Source organism: Micromonospora sp. SYSU B005 (assembly GCF_055362685.1).
The window spans coordinates 205,043-221,178 of the sequence record NZ_JAXCFU010000001.1 but is presented as its reverse complement, the minus strand read 5'-3'; the positions used below and the strand labels follow the sequence as shown (position 1 = coordinate 221,178).

General features: G+C 72.5%; 13 protein-coding genes and 1 pseudogene. 7 read left to right on the top strand and 7 right to left on the bottom strand.

The window, feature by feature from the left end; all coding sequences use genetic code 11:
- Positions 1–3: 3 nt before the first annotated feature.
- Positions 4–1,386, bottom strand: a complete 1,383-nt coding sequence (locus SM452_RS01020) for an FAD-dependent oxidoreductase (RefSeq protein ID WP_355512644.1) — start codon at positions 1,384–1,386, stop codon at positions 4–6.
- A gap of 41 nt (positions 1,387–1,427) precedes the next feature.
- Positions 1,428–2,576 (bottom strand): carboxylate-amine ligase, encoded by a 1,149-nt coding sequence (locus SM452_RS01015; RefSeq protein WP_355512642.1) that lies wholly within the window; start codon positions 2,574–2,576, stop codon positions 1,428–1,430.
- A 205-nt stretch (positions 2,577–2,781) separates the two neighbouring features.
- Between SM452_RS01015 and SM452_RS01010 the strand changes: the two genes are divergently transcribed.
- The 4 genes from SM452_RS01010 to SM452_RS00995 all read left to right on the top strand — a co-directional run bounded on the left by SM452_RS01010 (position 2,782) and on the right by SM452_RS00995 (position 7,138).
- Positions 2,782–3,057 carry a DUF6412 domain-containing protein gene (locus SM452_RS01010; protein WP_030503186.1) on the top strand — a complete coding sequence of 92 codons (276 nt, stop codon included), beginning with the start codon at positions 2,782–2,784 and terminating at the stop codon, positions 3,055–3,057.
- 126 nt (positions 3,058–3,183) lie between these two features.
- On the top strand, positions 3,184–3,930 hold the full coding sequence (locus tag SM452_RS01005) for a YidC/Oxa1 family membrane protein insertase (RefSeq protein WP_262013901.1): 747 nt from the start codon (positions 3,184–3,186) through the stop codon (positions 3,928–3,930).
- A 78-nt stretch (positions 3,931–4,008) separates the two neighbouring features.
- Positions 4,009–5,433, top strand: coding sequence for a carbohydrate-binding protein (locus SM452_RS01000; protein WP_463839170.1), 1,425 nt, complete (start codon positions 4,009–4,011; stop codon positions 5,431–5,433).
- Between the two features lie 142 nt (positions 5,434–5,575).
- Positions 5,576–7,138, top strand: coding sequence for a cellulose binding domain-containing protein (locus tag SM452_RS00995; protein WP_463839169.1), 1,563 nt, complete (start codon positions 5,576–5,578; stop codon positions 7,136–7,138).
- A gap of 13 nt (positions 7,139–7,151) precedes the next feature.
- Here the strand turns inward: SM452_RS00995 and SM452_RS00990 are convergent, their stop codons facing one another.
- Both SM452_RS00990 and SM452_RS00985 read right to left on the bottom strand, forming a co-directional pair.
- Positions 7,152–7,814: a DedA family protein gene (locus tag SM452_RS00990; RefSeq protein WP_355512638.1), complete on the bottom strand. Its 663-nt coding sequence runs from the start codon at positions 7,812–7,814 to the stop codon at positions 7,152–7,154.
- A 78-nt stretch (positions 7,815–7,892) separates the two neighbouring features.
- Positions 7,893–8,486: a DUF1349 domain-containing protein gene (locus tag SM452_RS00985; RefSeq protein WP_355512636.1), complete on the bottom strand. Its 594-nt coding sequence runs from the start codon at positions 8,484–8,486 to the stop codon at positions 7,893–7,895.
- Positions 8,487–8,539: 53 nt separating this feature from the next.
- Here SM452_RS00985 and SM452_RS00980 point away from each other — a divergent pair, with 53 nt between their 5' ends.
- A complete protein-coding gene (locus SM452_RS00980; protein WP_262013896.1) occupies positions 8,540–10,192 on the top strand; it encodes an alpha-amylase family protein in 1,653 nt (550 codons plus the stop codon).
- Positions 10,193–10,204: 12 nt separating this feature from the next.
- On the opposite strand, the gene SM452_RS00975 is transcribed toward SM452_RS00980, so the two are convergent.
- Positions 10,205–11,197, bottom strand: coding sequence for a helix-turn-helix domain-containing protein (locus SM452_RS00975; RefSeq protein WP_262013895.1), 993 nt, complete (start codon positions 11,195–11,197; stop codon positions 10,205–10,207).
- Between the two features lie 177 nt (positions 11,198–11,374).
- Here SM452_RS00975 and SM452_RS00970 point away from each other — a divergent pair, with 177 nt between their 5' ends.
- Both SM452_RS00970 and fabG read left to right on the top strand, forming a co-directional pair.
- The gene (locus SM452_RS00970) at positions 11,375–14,356 is read left to right on the top strand and encodes a S8 family serine peptidase (RefSeq protein ID WP_315985934.1); all 2,982 of its coding nucleotides are present in this window, start codon (positions 11,375–11,377) and stop codon (positions 14,354–14,356) included.
- Between the two features lie 103 nt (positions 14,357–14,459).
- Positions 14,460–15,218, top strand: coding sequence for a 3-oxoacyl-ACP reductase FabG (gene fabG / locus SM452_RS00965; protein ID WP_262013894.1), 759 nt, complete (start codon positions 14,460–14,462; stop codon positions 15,216–15,218).
- Here fabG and SM452_RS00960 read toward each other — a convergent pair.
- Positions 15,191–15,666: pseudogene (locus tag SM452_RS00960) on the bottom strand (hypothetical protein). The gene fabG and the pseudogene SM452_RS00960 sit on opposite strands and share 28 nt — an antisense overlap.
- Positions 15,659–16,075: a hypothetical protein gene (locus SM452_RS00955; RefSeq protein ID WP_114921128.1), complete on the bottom strand. Its 417-nt coding sequence runs from the start codon at positions 16,073–16,075 to the stop codon at positions 15,659–15,661. The pseudogene SM452_RS00960 and the gene SM452_RS00955 overlap by 8 nt, the downstream one beginning before the upstream one ends.
- Positions 16,076–16,136: the final 61 nt, after the last annotated feature.

The following is a 16,136-nucleotide window of genomic DNA, read 5'->3' as shown; positions in this document are numbered from 1 at the left end:
TTCTCATCTGCCGTCGGCGGCCAGCGCGTCGACGGCCTTGCGGGCGGCGATCAGCACCGGGTCCCACACCGGGGCGTACGGCGGCGCGTACCCCAGGTCGAGCGCCGTCATCTCGTCCACCGTCATGCCGTTCCACAATGCCACCGCGAGCGCGTCGATCCGCTTGGCCGCCTCGGACCAGCCGACGATCTGCGCCCCGAGCAACCGCCCGCTGGGCCGCTCGGCGATCAGCTTGACCGTCATCGGCCGCGCGCCCGGGTAGTAGCCGGCCCGGTTCGTCGACTGGGCCAGCACCGTCACGAACTCGAAGCCGGCGTCCCGCGCGTCCCGCTCGCGCAGCCCGGTGCGGCCGACCTCCAGCTCGCACACCTTGGTGACGGCGGTGCCGATGACCCCGGGGAAGGTGGCGTACCCGCCGCCGATGTTGATGCCCGCGACCCGGCCCTGCTTGTTGGCGTGCGTGCCGAGCGGGATGTGCACCGGCATGCCGCTGACCCGGTGCAGCGACTCGACGCAGTCGCCGGCCGCCCAGACACCGGGTACGCCGGGTACCCGCATCCGGCGGTCGGTCCGTACCGCGCCGGAGGGACCGATCGGCAGGCCGGCGGCCTCGGCGAGCGCGGTGTTGGGGCGTACGCCGAGACCCAGCACCACGACGTCGGCCGGGATCGGCCCCTCGTCGGTGACCACTGCGGAGATCCGGCCGTCCCGCTCCTGGAGACCGGTGACCGTGAGGCCGGTGCGGACGCCGATGCCGGTGCCGCGCATCGCGTCGGCCACCAGCTCGCCCATGTCCGGGTCCACAGTCGACATCGGCTGGTCGGCCTGCTCCACGAGCTGGACGGAGAGCCCGCGCTGCACGAGCGCCTCGGCCATCTCGACGCCGACGTAACCGCCGCCGACGACGACCGCGCGCCGGGGCCGGGGCTCGCGTTCGAGCCAGGCGATCAGCGCCGCGCCGTCGTCCAGCGTCTGCACGCCGAACACGCCCGACACGTCGTCGCGTGCCCAGTCCGGCTGCACCGGGGACGCGCCGGTGGCGTACACCAGGGTGTCGAAACCGGCGCGGACCTCGCCACCGCCGTCGAGATCCCGCGCGAGGATCTCGCGGCGGTCCAGGTCGATGGCGGTGACCTCGTGCCGGGTACGGACCTCGATGCCGAACTCGTCGCGGAAGGTCTGCGGGTCACGGGAGATCAGCTCGTCCCGTTCCTCCACCAGGCCGCTCACCCAGTAGGGGATGCCGCAGGCCGAGTAGGAGGTGAAGTGTCCTCGCTCGAATGCGACGATCTCCAGGTCGGAGCGGTCGCGGCGGCGGCGTCGCGCCTGCGACGCCGCCGACATGCCGGCGGCGTCGCCACCGATGACGATCATGCGCTCGGCCACGTCGCCCATCCTGTCACGCCGGGCCGCGGCCGCACGGCCGCTCAGCCACGGGTCTGCCGTGCCACGTCCGCGACCACGTCGACGAGGCTGCCGGTACGCGCGAACACCGCCCGCTGCCGCGCCGCGCCGCTGCCGTGCCGGCGCAGCCCGCCCAGCAGGCCGGTCACCCGGTCCAGGTCGTCGTGCCGCTCCAGTTCCGGGCGCAGCCGGTCGACGAGCCGGTCCAGCAGCTCCCAGGCCGGGCGCAGCTCACCGTCGGTGAGGTCGACGCCCTCGCCCTCCAGCCCGTCGTGGGCGGCCCGCCAGTGCGCCGCCACCAGCAGGTGGTGGTCGGTGTTGACGGCCGGACGGCCGGCGGCGATGTCGGTGAGCGCGGTGGCGACGAGCGCGCGGACCAGCGCCGCCACCAGCACCGCGTCGTCCACGGACGGGCAGACGTCGCCGATGCGGATCTCCACCGTGGGGTACTTGGCGGACAGGCGGGCGTACCAGTAGAGCATCCCCTCGTCCAGCATCACGCCGCTGGCGATGAGCTGCCGGATCAGCCGCTCGTAGTGCTCGTGCGACTCCAGGAACGGGGTGGGCGCGACCGACGGCCAGCGTTCCCACTCCACCGAGCGCCAGCTCGCGTACCCGGTGTCCTCGCCCCGGGAGAACGGGGAGTTCGCGGTGACCGCCTGCAGGATCGGCAGCCAGGGCCGGACGTGGTTGAGCACCTGCACACCGGTGTCCGGATCGGGGATGCCGACGTGGATGTGCATGCCGTTGTTGCCGGGACCGGGCACCAGCAGCCGGAACCGCTCGATCATCCGGTCGAAGCGCGGCTTGTCCACCACCGGCGGCACCGGCCCGTCGACCGGCCCGGTGCCGATCGCGAGCAGCCGTACGCCGGCCCGCTCGGCCGCGTCGGCCAGCTCGGCGCGCAGCATCGACAGCGAGTGCCGGATCGAGGACAGGTCCAGCCCGGGCGGGCTGCCGATCTCGATCTGGCTGGTCTGGAACTCGCGCTCCACCTGACCGCGCAGCTCGGCCGGCACCTGCTCCATGACCAGGTCGACGGCGGGTACGGCGGTCCCGGTGTGCGGGTCGGCGAGCAGGAACTCCTCCTCGACGCCGACTGTCAGCAGGTCGGTTCCGCCCGATGCGGCGCTCCGCTCCCGCTCCGCCACTGAGCCACTCATCGTCACCACCGTCTCCTCCGGACCGCTCGCGGCACCGTGCCGCGTGGTCGAGGATCTGTTACCCACCGTGTCCGTTTCGGGAAACGTGCCGGTGGGCGTGTCGGCCGGTTCGCCCGTTCGGGGTACGCCGGCCGGGTCGGCCGGGCACGGACCGGTGTGCGCGCAGGGGCCCGCGGGGCGTGACACGGCGGGCTAGGGTGGCCGTGTGGCGGGGATGCTGGCGGTGCTGACGGGAGCGTGGGCGTACGCCCTCGCACTGTTCGCCGACCGCCCGGCCGGGCTGCTCGCCGGTGCGGCGGTCGTCGCCGCGCTGCTGCTCGCCACCCTGCTCGCGCTGCGGGTCCGCGCGCTGCCCACGCCGCCCGGCACCCGGTTCGCCGCCGCGCTGCGTGCCCGCGCCCGCCGTCGCGGGGTGCCCCGGCAGGTCGACCCGGACGCGCCGGGCCGTCCGCGGCCCCGCGCACCCGGCCTGCGCCCCTCGGCCGCGTAGCCACCTCCCGGCCCGCGTCGGCGGGCCGCCCTCCCCGGCTTCCGCGGCCGATTCCGTCGTCATCCGTCCCGCCGTGCGGCACGTCGCCGCCCGGGACACCCGGAATCGCCATCGAGGGGTCCACCCATGCTCGCCTTCGCACCGTTGCACTCCGCGGCCTCGGCCGCGGCCACCGTCGTCACCTGGCTCGCCGACGTGCTCGCCCCGCTCACCGGCGGCGCCGCCACGGCGGCCGCCATCGTCCTGTTCACCGTCGCCGTCCGGCTGCTGATCTCACCGTTAACGGTGGCCCAGGTCCGCGGGGAGCGGCGCCGCACCGCGCTCGCCCCCGAGGTACGGGAACTCCAGCGCCGGTACGCCGACGATCCGGCCCGCCTCCAGAGCGAGCTGTTCGCGCTCTACCGCAACGCCGGGGCCAGCCCGGTCGCGGGTTGTCTGCCGGCGCTGTTGCAGGCGCCGTTCTTCCTTGTCATGTACCGCCTGTTCGCCACCGGTGACGGCGCGCCGCAGCTGCTGGGGGAGCGGCTGGCCGGCGTACCGCTGGGGTGGCACCTCGGCGACGGGCTGGCCGGCCCGGTGCCGCTGGTGTTCGGGGTGCTGCTGGCCGCGCTGCTCGCGCTGGCCTGGTGGTCGTCGCGGCGGATGCGCCGGGCGGCTGCCGCCACCGGCACGGTGGCCGGGACGCCGGCCGAGGGTCCGGGCGCGGCGGTGCTCGGGCGGGTGCTGCCGTTGCTGCCGTACGGCACGGTGCTGGTGGCGCTCGTGGTGCCGCTGGCGGCGGTGCTCTATCTGGTCACCACCACCGCGTGGACGGCGCTGGAGCAGGTGGTGCTGCGTCGGCCGCAGCCGGCGGCAGCCATCGACAAGCGTTGACAAATGCGGGGGCGGGCGCGTAGAAATCGCTCTCAGAGAGCGCTCTCCCGGACCCGTCCCCGCAGAGAGGCACCCCGAATGAACCCGATCCCGGCGGCTGCGGCCGCCTCCGCCACCGTGCCCCGATCACGCCGCCGGCTCGCCCTGGCCGCCGGCGTCCTCGCGCTCACCACAGCGCTCGCGGGCGTCTCGATGACCGCCCAGGCCGCCGTGCCCCCGACGCCGTCCGGATGGAACCTGGTGTGGAGCGACGACTTCACCGGCTCCGCCGGCACGCTGCCCTCGTCCGCCAACTGGATCATCGACACCGGCACCGGCTACCCGGGCGGCCCGGCCAACTGGGGCACCGGCGAGATCCAGACCTACACGTCCAGCACCGCCAACCTGGCCCACGACGGCTCGGGCAACCTGCGCATCACGCCGCTGCGGGACTCGGCCGGCCGCTGGACCTCGGCCCGGATCGAGACGGTACGGGCGAACTTCAAGCCGCCGTCGGGCGGCGTGCTGGCACTGGAGGGCCGGATCCAGATGCCGAACGTGACAGGCGCGGCGGCGTCCGGGTACTGGCCGGCGTTCTGGGCGCTCGGCTCGCCGTACCGGGGCAATTACCAGAACTGGCCGGGCATCGGCGAGTTCGACGTGATGGAGAACGTCAACGGGATCAACTCGGTCTGGGGCGTCCTGCACTGCGGCGTCGCGCCGGGCGGCCCGTGCGGGGAGTTCAACGGCATCGGCGCGTCCCGGGCCTGCCCGGGCAGCACCTGCCAGTCGGCGTTCCACACCTACCGGTTCGAGTGGGACGCCTCGATCAGCCCGCAGCAACTGCGCTGGTACGTCGACGGCCAGCTCTTCCACACCGTCGGGCAGAACCAGATCGGTGAGCCGTACTGGAGTCAGATGACCAACCACGCCGGCTACTTCCTGCTGCTCAACGTGGCGATGGGCGGCGGCTTCCCGGACGGCGTGGCCGGCTCGGCGACGCCCACCGCCTCGACCGTGTCCGGCCGGTCGATGCTCGTCGACTACGTGGCCGTCTACACCCGCGGCGGCGGGAGCAACCCGTCGCCGACGCCGACCACGCCGCCGCCGGGCGGGGTGCGGGACGCCTACGCGACGATCCAGGCCGAGTCGTTCAACGCGCAGAACGGCGTGCAGGTGGAGACGTGCGCCGAGGGCGGCCAGGACATCGGCTGGCTCGCCAACGGCGACTGGGTCCGCTACGACAACGTCGACTTCGGCTCCACGCCGCCGCGCGACTTCGTGGCCCGGGTCGCCTCCGGCGCGGCGTCCGGGGTGAGTGGGCTGGTGGAGGTCCGGGTGGACAGCCCGACCGCGCCGCCGATCGGCAGTTTCGCGGTGGGCAACACCGGCGGCTGGCAGACCTGGCGCTCGGTGCCGGGCAACGTCGGTGCGGTGACCGGCCGGCACACCGTCTACCTGACGTTCAGTAGCGGCCAGCCGTCCGACTTCGTCAACGTCAACTGGTTCACCTTCCGCCGCTGAACGCGACCGGGGCGCGGCCCGGACCCCCTCCGGGGTTCGGGCCGCGTCGGTGCTGGACAGAAACAGTTAACACTCCTAATAATAGGCGCACGTCGACGGTTGTGAATTCCTCTCCACCCCCGCCCGTCCCCTGGAGGACGCCGTGAGACTCCGCCCCCGCCTGGCGACGCTCGCCGCCGCGCTGACCACCGCAGTGGTCGCCGGTGCCCTGCTCGCCGCGCCGCCCGCCTCCGCCGCCACCGCGGCCTTCGTCCGCACCTCCAGCTGGAGCAGCGGGTACGAGGCCCGGTTCACCGTCACAAACGACAGTTCCGCCGCGATCTCCTCGTGGAACGTCCAGTTCGACCTGCCGGCCGGCAGCACGCTCGGCTCTTTCTGGGACGCCCGGCTGACCACCTCCGGCCAGCACGTCACCGCCGTCAACCAGTCCTGGAACGGCGCGCTCGCCCCGGGCGCCAGCACCAGCTTCGGCTTCGTCGTCAGCGGCACCGGCGACCCGGTGAACTGCACAGTCAACGGCGCCTCCTGCGCCGGCGGCAACCCCGGCAACCCGGGCGCGCCCGCCACCCCCGGCGGGCTGCGGGTCACCGGCACCACCGCGTCCTCGGTCTCGCTCGCCTGGAACGCCGTCTCCGGGACGGTCACCGGCTACCGCGTGTACGAGGGCAGCACCGTCAGGGCCACCGTCACCGGCACCTCGGCCACCGTCTCCGGGCTGGCCGCGTGCAGCGGGCACAGCTACACAGTGACCGCGTACAACGGCAGCGGCGAGTCGGCGAAGTCGGCGGCGGTCGCGGCCACCACCAGCGGCTGCACCGGTGGCGGCGGCGGTGCCATGGCCGCCGCGCCCTACCTCTACCCGGGCTGGGGCGACCCGCCCGCGCCCGCCACCGTGATGGGCGCGACCGGGATCAAGTGGTTCACCATCGCGTTCGTGCTCTCCGGCGGCGGCTGCACCCCGGCCTGGGACGGCACCGGGCCGCTGACCGGCGGCACGCACGCCGCCACCATCGCCGCGATCAAGGCGGCCGGCGGCGACGTCATCCCGTCCTTCGGCGGCTGGAGCGGCAACAAGCTCGGCCCGAACTGCTCGACCGCCGCCGCGCTGGCCGGCGCGTACCAGCAGGTCATCAACGCGTACGGGCTGAAGGCGATCGACATCGACATCGAGAACAGCGACGAGTTCGAGAACGAGGTGGTGCAGGACCGCATCCTGGACGCCCTGAAGATCGTCAAGCAGAACAACCCGGGGATCAAGACCATCATCACGTTCGGCACCTCGACCACCGGGCCGTCGTACTACGGCACCCGGCTGATCAACCAGGCGGCGGCAAAGGGCACCGGGATCGACGTGTTCACGATCATGCCGTTCGACTTCGGCGGCGGCGCGAACATGTACCAGAACACGGTGAACGCGGCCGAGGGCCTGAAGACCGCGCTGCGCAACGCGTTCGGCTGGTCCGACGCCACCGCGTACGCCCACATGGGCCTGTCCGGCATGAACGGCCTCTCCGACCAGCAGGAGCTGACCTCGCCGGCCACCTGGACGCAGATCCGCGACTGGGCCAAGGCGCGCGGCCTGGCCCGGTTCACGTTCTGGTCGGTCAACCGGGACCGGCCCTGCCCGGGCGGCGGCGTGGTCGCCAACTGCTCCGGCATCGCGCAGAACACCTGGGAGTTCACCGGCATCACCGCGGGCTTCTGAGCCCGCGCGGCGGTCAGCGCCCGGCGGTCACCGACCGCCGGGCGCGCCGCCGGCGCACCTTCTTCACCGCCCAGCTCACGATCATGAAGCCGAAGACGGCGAAGATCGCGTAGTTGAACCACTGGCTGTACCTGTCGACGTCCTCCCACCGCGACCCGAGGGCGAACCCCGCGCCGACGATCAGGGCGTTCCACACGCCGCTGCCGAGCGTGGTGAGCAGGATGAACTCGCCCAGCGGCATCCGGTTGGCGCCGGCCGGGATCGAGACCAGGCTGCGCACCACAGGCACCACCCGGCCGATCAGCACCGCCCACCGGCCGTGCCGCTCGAACCAGCGGTCGGCCTTCTCCAGATCCTCCAGGTCGACCAGCGGGATGTGGTCCAGCCAGCGCTTGAGCCGGTCCTCGCCGAGCGCCGCGCCGAGCCAGTAGAGCACCAGCGCGCCGAGCAGCGAGCCGGCCGTCGCGGCGACCACGATCAGCACCACGTTGAACCGGCCCTCGGCGGACAGGTATCCGGCCATCGCCAGCACGATCTCGCTCGGGATCGGCGGGATGATGCTCTCCAGCGCCACCAGCAGCGCCACACCGACCGCGCCGAGCGAGTCGATCACGCTCGCCACCCAGCCGGTCAGCCCGGTGAACTGGTTCGGGTCGACGTCCTGGGCCAGGGCCATGGCGGTCCTTCCACGCGAGAGCCGGAGAGCCGGAGATCCGAAGGTGTTACCCGGACCGGCCGGTGTCACACCTGTGACTCAGGCCTCCGGGTGCAGCGCGGCGTCCGCCGGACCCCGCCGCCAGCCGGTGAAGCGGACCAGCAGCCCGCCCCGGCTGGGCGAGCAGCAGTACGGCCCGGCCGACGCCTGCGCCGCCGGGTCGAGCGGCGCGACCCGGACCAGCCGCCACGGCTCGTCCGCGCACCGGGCCCGTACGGTGAGCGCGTCCCCGGCCCGGCTCACCCGGACCGTCACCTCCCGGCCCGACCACTGCGGCACCGGCGCCACCGACCAGTCGGAGAACTCGTCGGTGACCACGGCGCCGACCTGCGGCGCGCCGTCGCTCACCTCCACCCCGGCCTTGGTCCACCGCCGGTCGTCCACCCGCACCAGCACGCCGGCCTGGTCGAACTGGGCCGTGTAGTCGAGCACGAACGACACCTCCACGGCGCTGTCCACGCCGAACGGCGCGAGCAGCGCCGAGCCGTCGTCGTGCACGAAGCCGTAGCTGGTGCGCCGCCAGAAGTCGCTGCCGCCGCGCGGCTCGACCAGCAGGCCGCCGTCGACCGGCTCGGCCCGCTCCGGCGGGTTCAGCCAGGTGCCGGCGGACCAGTCGTACGCCTCCTCGCTCATCGGAGCACCGTACCGGGTTTGCCGTCGCGCGCGTTCGGAGAAGTAGTCCTCGCATGGGTGACAGGTGGTATCAGGAGGCGGTCGTCTACTGCCTCGACGTCGACACGTACGCGGACTCCGACGGCGACGGGGTGGGTGACTTCCAGGGGCTGATCGGCCGGCTGGACTACCTGGCCCGGCTCGGCGTGACCTGCCTGTGGCTGAACCCGATCCACCCCTCGCCCAACGAGGACGACGGGTACGACGCGACCGACTTCTACAACGTCGACCCGCGCCTGGGCACGCTCGGCGACTTCGCCGAACTGCTGCACCAGGCGAGCAACAGGGGCATCCGCGTCATCATCGACCTGGTGGTCAACCACACCTCCGACCAGCACCCGTGGTTCCAGTCCGCCCGGTCCTCGCCGGACTCGCCGTACCGGGACTGGTACGTCTGGGCCGACCACGAGCCGGCCGACCGCCACCAGGGCATGGTGTTCCCCGGCGAGCAGCACGAGACGTGGACCTACGACCGGACCGCCAAGGCGTGGTACTACCACCGCTTCTACAAGTTCCAGCCGGACCTGAACATCGAGAACCCGAAGGTCCGCGCGGAGATCAAGAAGATCACCTCGTTCTGGCTCCAGCTCGGCGTCTCCGGCTTCCGGATGGACGCCGTGCCGTTCATCATCGAGCGCACCGAACCGGGTAACCCGAACTCGCCGAAGGACTTCGACTTCCTCACCGATCTGCGTCAGCACGTGCAGTGGCGGCGCGGCGACGCGGTCCTGCTGGCCGAGGCGAACGTCGAGCCGGACGAGCTGCCCGTCTACTTCGGTGACGGCAGCGGTTCGGGCAACCGGATCCACATGCTGTTCGACTTCATGCTCAACGGCCGGCTGATGCTCGCCCTGGCCCGTGAGGACCCGGAGGTGATCATCGAGGCGTTGCGCGACACCCCGAAGCTGCCCACCGGCGGCCAGTGGGCCACGTTCCTGCGCAACCACGACGAGATCGACCTGTCCCGGCTCACCGCCGACCAGCGCAACGACGTGCTGGCGAAGTTCGGCCCGGACGAGAACATGCAGCTCTACGGCCGGGGCATCCGCCGCCGGCTGGCGCCCATGCTGGGCAACGACCGCCGGCACATGGAGCTGGCGTACTCGTTGCAGTTCTCGTTGCGCGGCACTCCGGTGCTGCGCTACGGCGAGGAGATCGGCATGGGGGAGGACCTGTCGCTGGACGGGCGCGACGCGATCCGTACCCCGATGCAGTGGTCCTACGCCGACAACGCCGGCTTCTCCGCCGCCGAGCCGGAGAAGCTGGTCCGCCCGGTGATCGACAAGGGCGAGTACGGCTACCAGAACGTCAACGTGACCGCCCAGCGCAAGGACCCGCGGTCGCTGCTCGGCTGGTTCGAGCGGATGATCCGGACGCTGCGGGAGGCGCCGGAGACCGGCTCGGGCAGCACCACCCACATCGACGTGCCGATGCCGCCGGGCGTGCTCGCGCACCGCGCCGACGGGCGTACCGGGACGATGGTCTTCCTGCACAACCTGGGGACCGAGGACGTGGAGGTGGACCTGAGCACGCTGGCGCCGGAGGCGGACCTGCCGATCGACGTGCTCAGCGACCGCAACTACGAGGACGTGGGCAAGCTCGACCGGCTCAAGCTCGCCGGGTACGGCTACCGGTGGATCCGGCTCTGCCGGGGCCACGATCGGTAGGCGTGGACCCGGTCAGAGCCAGCCCCGCGCCGCCGCCTCGGCACCCGCCTGGAACCGGCTGGTCGCCCCCAGCCGGTCGATCAGGGCGGCGATCCGCCGGGTGGCGGTGCGGGCACTGACGCCGATCTGGCGGGCGATCGCCTCGTCCTTCAGCCCGGCCCGGAGCAGCCGCAACAGCAGCAGCTCCTCGTCGCTGGGCCCGTCCTCGACCGGCGGCCGGTCGCTTGTGAGCGGCGTGCCCTGGTTCCAGTACACGAGGAACAGTTCGATGAGCGCGTCGAGCAGCCCGGACGGGTGGATCAGCGCCAGGTTGTCGTAGCCGTCGCCGGTGAGCGAGACCACAGCCACCCGAAGGTCCACGATCCGGAGCTTGAACGGCAGGCTGGGCAGCATCCGTGCCTGTTCGCCCGCCTCGCTGAGCCGCACCAGCAGCTCGAACCGGCCGGGCCGGTACATCGAGTCCGGGCAGTAGACGGAGCGGAGATCCACCCCCTGGGCGACCAGGCTCGCGGTCATCGCGGCCTCCGCCTCGTTGGTGCGGGGGACACCGGCGATCTCCGTCCGGTACGGCGGCCGGTCCAGCACCCAGAAATGGGTCCGGATCGACGTGGTGACCTCGTCCATCCGGGCGGCGACCGCCGCGCCCGTCACCACCTCCACCCAACGTGCCGGGTCGCTCAGCCGTGCGGTGCGAAACAGGTGGTCGAAGTCGCCGATCGCGGCCTGTACGCCGTTGAGCGCCGTCTCGTGCGCCAGCCGCCGCCGGGCGACGAGCGTCGTCAGGGCCGCCTCCGGGCTCACCGCCTCGTAGTGGCCGGGTGAGATCCGCCGCACCAGGCCGAGTCGCGCCAGCCGGGTGACGGCGGTGCGTACCCGGGTCGGTGTGGCTGCCAGCGCGTCCGCGCTCGCGGCCAGCGGACGCCGGGGTTCCGCCAGCAGCAGCCGGTAGACCCGCTCGTCGAAAGCACCGACGCCGAGCGCGCCCAGGACCGGGTCGGATCGCATCGCACCTGCCTGTTGCCGTTGTTCCTCCACCGTGGCGGGTTCCGCCACGTGGCCGAAGAGGACACGAAGATATCTCGACTTGGATCCCTGCCAGGACGTTCACTACTTCCCATCCCAACCGGTGACCCTGCCGGGCGGGACCGGATCTGATCACCCCTGGTTCCCGGAAGAGGAGCAATGGCCCGTAGGTATCGACCATCCTTCCGCTACGGCGTCGCGCTGGCAGCCACCGCGCTGGCGGTCACGTTCAATCCCGTCCCCGCATCCGGTCAGACGACCCCTCCGGCACCGGCGGACGTGCTGACCGCCCGTTCCGGCGGCACCGTCGGCACCTACGTCGTCACACTCACCGAGAAGCCGCTCGCCACCTACGAGGGCGGGGTCGCCGGGATCGCCGCGACCAGGGCCGCCAAGGGCGGGAAGGTCGACGTGGGCAGCCCGGCCGCCCGGCGCTACCGCGACCACCTGACGAGCCGGCACCGCGAGGTGGCGCGCAACGTGGGCGCGCAGGCGCGGCGCAGCAACTACGTCGTCTCGAACAGCTTCGTCGCCGACCTGACCCCGGCCCAGGCGGCGCGGTTGCAGCTCAGTGGCGACGTGCTGTCGGTCTCGCCGAACAAGGTCTACACGACCACTGACGACCGCAACTCCGTGGACTTCCTCAAGCTGTCCGGCCGCGACGGCGTGTGGTCGAAGGTCGGCGGCACGGCCGAGGCCGGCAAGGGCGTCGTCGTCGGCGTGCTCGACACCGGGATCTGGCCGGAGAACCCGTCGTTCGCCGCCCCGGCGCTGGGCACCACCGCGCCGACCACCGCGGATCCCTACCGGCCGTACCGGGAGGGCTCGGCCACCGTCATGCGCAAGGCCGACGGCGGCACGTTCCGGGGCACCTGCCAGACCGGCGAGGAGTTCACCGCGAGCGCCTGCAACGAGAAGATCATCAGTGCCCGCTACTTCGGCGAGGGCTGGAAGCAGGCCGTTCCGCCGGAGGAGCGCGCCGACTACGAGTCGCCCCGCGACGCGCACGGGCACGGCACCCACACCGCCGGCACTGCAGCAGGCAACACCGCGGTCCCGGTCCGTGAGCGCGGCATCGACTTCGGGGCGATCTCCGGAGTGGCGCCCGGGGCCGCGATCGCCGTCTACAAGGTCCTCTGGAACGACACCGACGGCGGCGGCAGGGGCACCACAGTCGACATCGTCGCCGCTGTCGACCAGGCCGTCGCGGACGGCGTCGATGTGATCAACTATTCGATCGGCAGTTCGTCCGAGTCGAGCCCGGGGGACGCGGCCAAGCTCGCCTTCCTCAACGCCGCGTCGGCCGGCATCTTCATCTCCTCGGCCGCCGGCAACAGCGGACCGTCGAGCAGCTCGCTGGACAACACCACGCCGTGGGAGATGACGGTCGGCGCCAGCACCATCGCGTCGTACTCGGCCAGCGTGAAACTGGGCGACGGCACCCTCGTGAACGGCACCAGCACCACAGTCGCCACGACGTTCGGCCCGAAGCCGCTCATCGCGTCCCGGGCCGCGAAGGCCGGTGGAGCCACCGACGCGGACGCGGACTACTGCGCCCCCGGCACCCTCGACCCGGCGAAGGTCACCGGCAAGGTGGTGGTCTGCCTCCGGGGCATCATCGGTCGTACCGCGAAGTCCGCCGAGGTCGCCCGGGCCGGCGGCGTCGGCATGGTGCTGGGCAACCCGTCCGTCCAGGACCTCAGCGGTGACCTGCACGGCCTGCCGACTGTGCACGTCAACGCGCCCGACACGCAGACGGTGCTCGACTACGCCGCCACCCCCGGCGCGCAGGTCACGCTGCTGCCGACCGGCAACGACCAGCCGTACCCCCAGGTGGCGGCGTTCTCCTCGCGCGGCCCGTCGCTGAAGAACCAGGACCTGCTGAAGCCGGACCTCACCGCCCCCGGTGTCGGGATCCTCGCGGCCGTCTCCCCGCGCGGCGAGGGGAAGAACTTCGACTTCTACAGCGGCACCTCGATGGCCACGCCGCACGTCGCCGGCCTCGCCGCGATCTACCTCGCCGAGCGTCCGACCGCGACGCCTGCCGAGATCAAGTCCGCGCTGATGACCACCACCTACGCCACCAGGACCACCACCGGCGCACCGAACACCGACGTCTGGGCGCAGGGCACGGGTCACGTCGACCCGACCCGGATGCTCAACCCCGGCGTGGTCTACGACGCGTCGGCGGCCGACTGGCTGGGCTACCTGGAGGGCAAGGGGTACCGGACCGGCAGCGGGGTCGCCCCGATCGCCGGCAGTGACCTGAACTATCCGTCCATCCGCGTCGAGAACCTCTTCGGCACCCGGACGGTCACCCGCCGGGTCACCGCGGTCACCCCGGGCGTCTACACCGCGAAGGTCGACCTGCCCGGCGTCAAGGTCAAGGTGACCCCCTCGACGCTGCGCTTCCGCTCGGCCGGGGAGACCCGGGAGTTCACCGTCACGATGCAGCTCACCTCGGCCACCGGACCGGACACGATCCGCGGTGGGCTGACCTGGACGGGCGCCGGCACCACCGCGCGCAGCCCGATCGTCGTGACCCCGCACACCGCTACCGCGCCGGAGCAGGTGCAGGGCAGCGGCGCGAAGGGCTCGCTGAGCTTCGAGGTGACCCCCGGGCTGGCCAAGTTCCCGATCAAGGCATACGGGATGGTCGCGGGGCGGCCGGCATCCGACACCGTCACCCCCGAGGACATCTGGGGCAAGGAGTACGAGGTCTCGCTGGGCACCGGCACGAAGGCGGCCGAGGTCACCGTCCGCACCGACGATCCGCGGGCACAGCTCGGAGTCGTCATCTACCGCGTGGTGGAGGGCGTCGCGGAACTGGCCGACCTCTCCGACTACCCCGCGGCCGAGCAGCGGTTCGTCCTCAAGCCCGCGGCCGAGCCGTACCGCGTGGCGGTGGTCGTCTGGGGCGACATGGCGCCGGGCACCACCGCCACGCCGTACACGGTGCAGGCCAACGTGGTCACCGACAAGGGAGGAGTGGGGAACCTGACGGTGTCCCCGAAGAACCCCAGGGCCACGCCGGGAACCCCGCTGACGGTCACGACGACGTGGTCGGGGCTGCCCGGTGGGCGGCACACCGGCTACATCGAGTACGCGGGCGGCACCGGAACCGTGGTGAGCGTCAACTGACCCGCCGGTGAGCGCGGCGGGGCCGGACAGCGTCGTCCGGCCCCGCCGTCGCCGGCCCGGGTTAAGCTCCTCCGATCGAGCCACAAGTTACCGGGAGGTAAGCATGTCGGAGGAGCCCCGCGTCGCCATCGTCACCGGAGCCGCGCGCGGCATCGGCGCGGCGACCGCCCGCCGGCTGGCGGCCGACGGCATGGCCGTCGCCGTGGTCGACATCGACGAGTCCGCCACCAAGGAGGCGGTGGACGCCATCGGCTCGGCCGGCGGCCGGGCGCTCGGCGTCGGCGCCGACGTGTCCGACCGGGCCCAGGTCGAGGCCGCCGTGGAACGGGTCGCCGCCGAACTCGGCGCGCCGACTGTGCTCGTCAACAACGCCGGCGTGCTGCGCGACAACCTGCTGTTCAAGATGACCGACGGCGACTGGGACACGGTCATGGGCGTGCACCTGCGCGGGGCGTTCCTGTTCAGCCAGGCCGCGCAGAAGCACATGGTCGAGGCGAAGTGGGGCCGGATCGTCAACCTGTCCAGCACGTCCGCGCTCGGCAACCGGGGCCAGGCCAACTACTCGGCCGCGAAGGCCGGTCTCCAGGGCTTCACCAAGACGCTGGCGATCGAGCTGGGCCCGTTCGGGGTGACTGTCAACGCGGTCGCGCCGGGCTTCATCGTCACCGACATGACCGCCGCCACCGCGGCCCGGATGAAGGTCGACTTCGACGACCTCCAGAAGCACGCCGCCGCCGAGATCCCGGTCCGCCGTCCCGGCCGCCCGGAGGACGTCGCGCACACCATCTCGTTCCTGGCCAGCGAGGGCGCGTCCTTCGTCTCCGGCCAGGTCATCTACGTCGCCGGCGGTCCGAAGGACTGACCGGCCCGACCCGGCGCGGGCCCGCTCAGGCGGGGTCGCGCCGGGTGCGCCACAGCCAGAACAGGCCGAGCACCGGCAGCACCAGCGGCACGTAGCCGTAGCCGCTGCCGAAGTCGGACCAGACCGTCTCGTCCGGGAACAGATCCTTGTCGACGATGCTCAGCACGCCCACGCCGAGCACGCCGACCAGTTCGACCGTGCAGCAGGCGAGCGCGACCCGCCGTCCGGTGTGCCCGGCGCGGGCCAGCCCGACCGCCGCCACGATGTAGATCAGCGCCGCCACCGCGGACAGCAGGTACGCCACCGGCGCCTCGTCGAACTTCGTGGCGATCTGCAGGCTCGCCCGCGAGGTCGCGGCGATGGCGAAGACGATGTAGACGGCGATCAGCAGCCGGCCCGGGCCGCGGTTGGTGGCGCGCTTCTCGTGCGCGGTCGTCGGGTCAGCCACCGAGGACCTCCCAGGTCTGCTGGAGCCGTACCGCCACCACGGGCGTGACCAGGCAGATCGCGCAGACGATGCCGGAGCCCCAGCGGGTCGGCTCCATCCGGGCCAGCACCCAGGCCAGCGGCGGCAGGCAGACGAGCGTCGCCAGGTAGCCGAAGAACGCACCCGGCTCGCCCGGCCGCTCGCCGCCGCCGAGCGCGACGAGAGCCGTCACGGTGAGCGCGAGCAGCGCCACCTCCAGCACGGCCAGGCCGACGAACTGGATCCGGTCCGGCGGCCGGTGGCGTACCGCCGCCACCAGGGCCCAGACGGCGAGCGCCAGCGAGATCACGATCGCGACCGTGGCGAGCGGCCCGTCCACCGGGGAGGCGGAGGCGGCCGCCGCGCTGGTCGTCGACACGGTGTCGTTCACCGGCACAGCCTACTAATCCGTGTAGTAGCGGCTCGCCCGCCGGGTCGTGGCGCGCCGGACG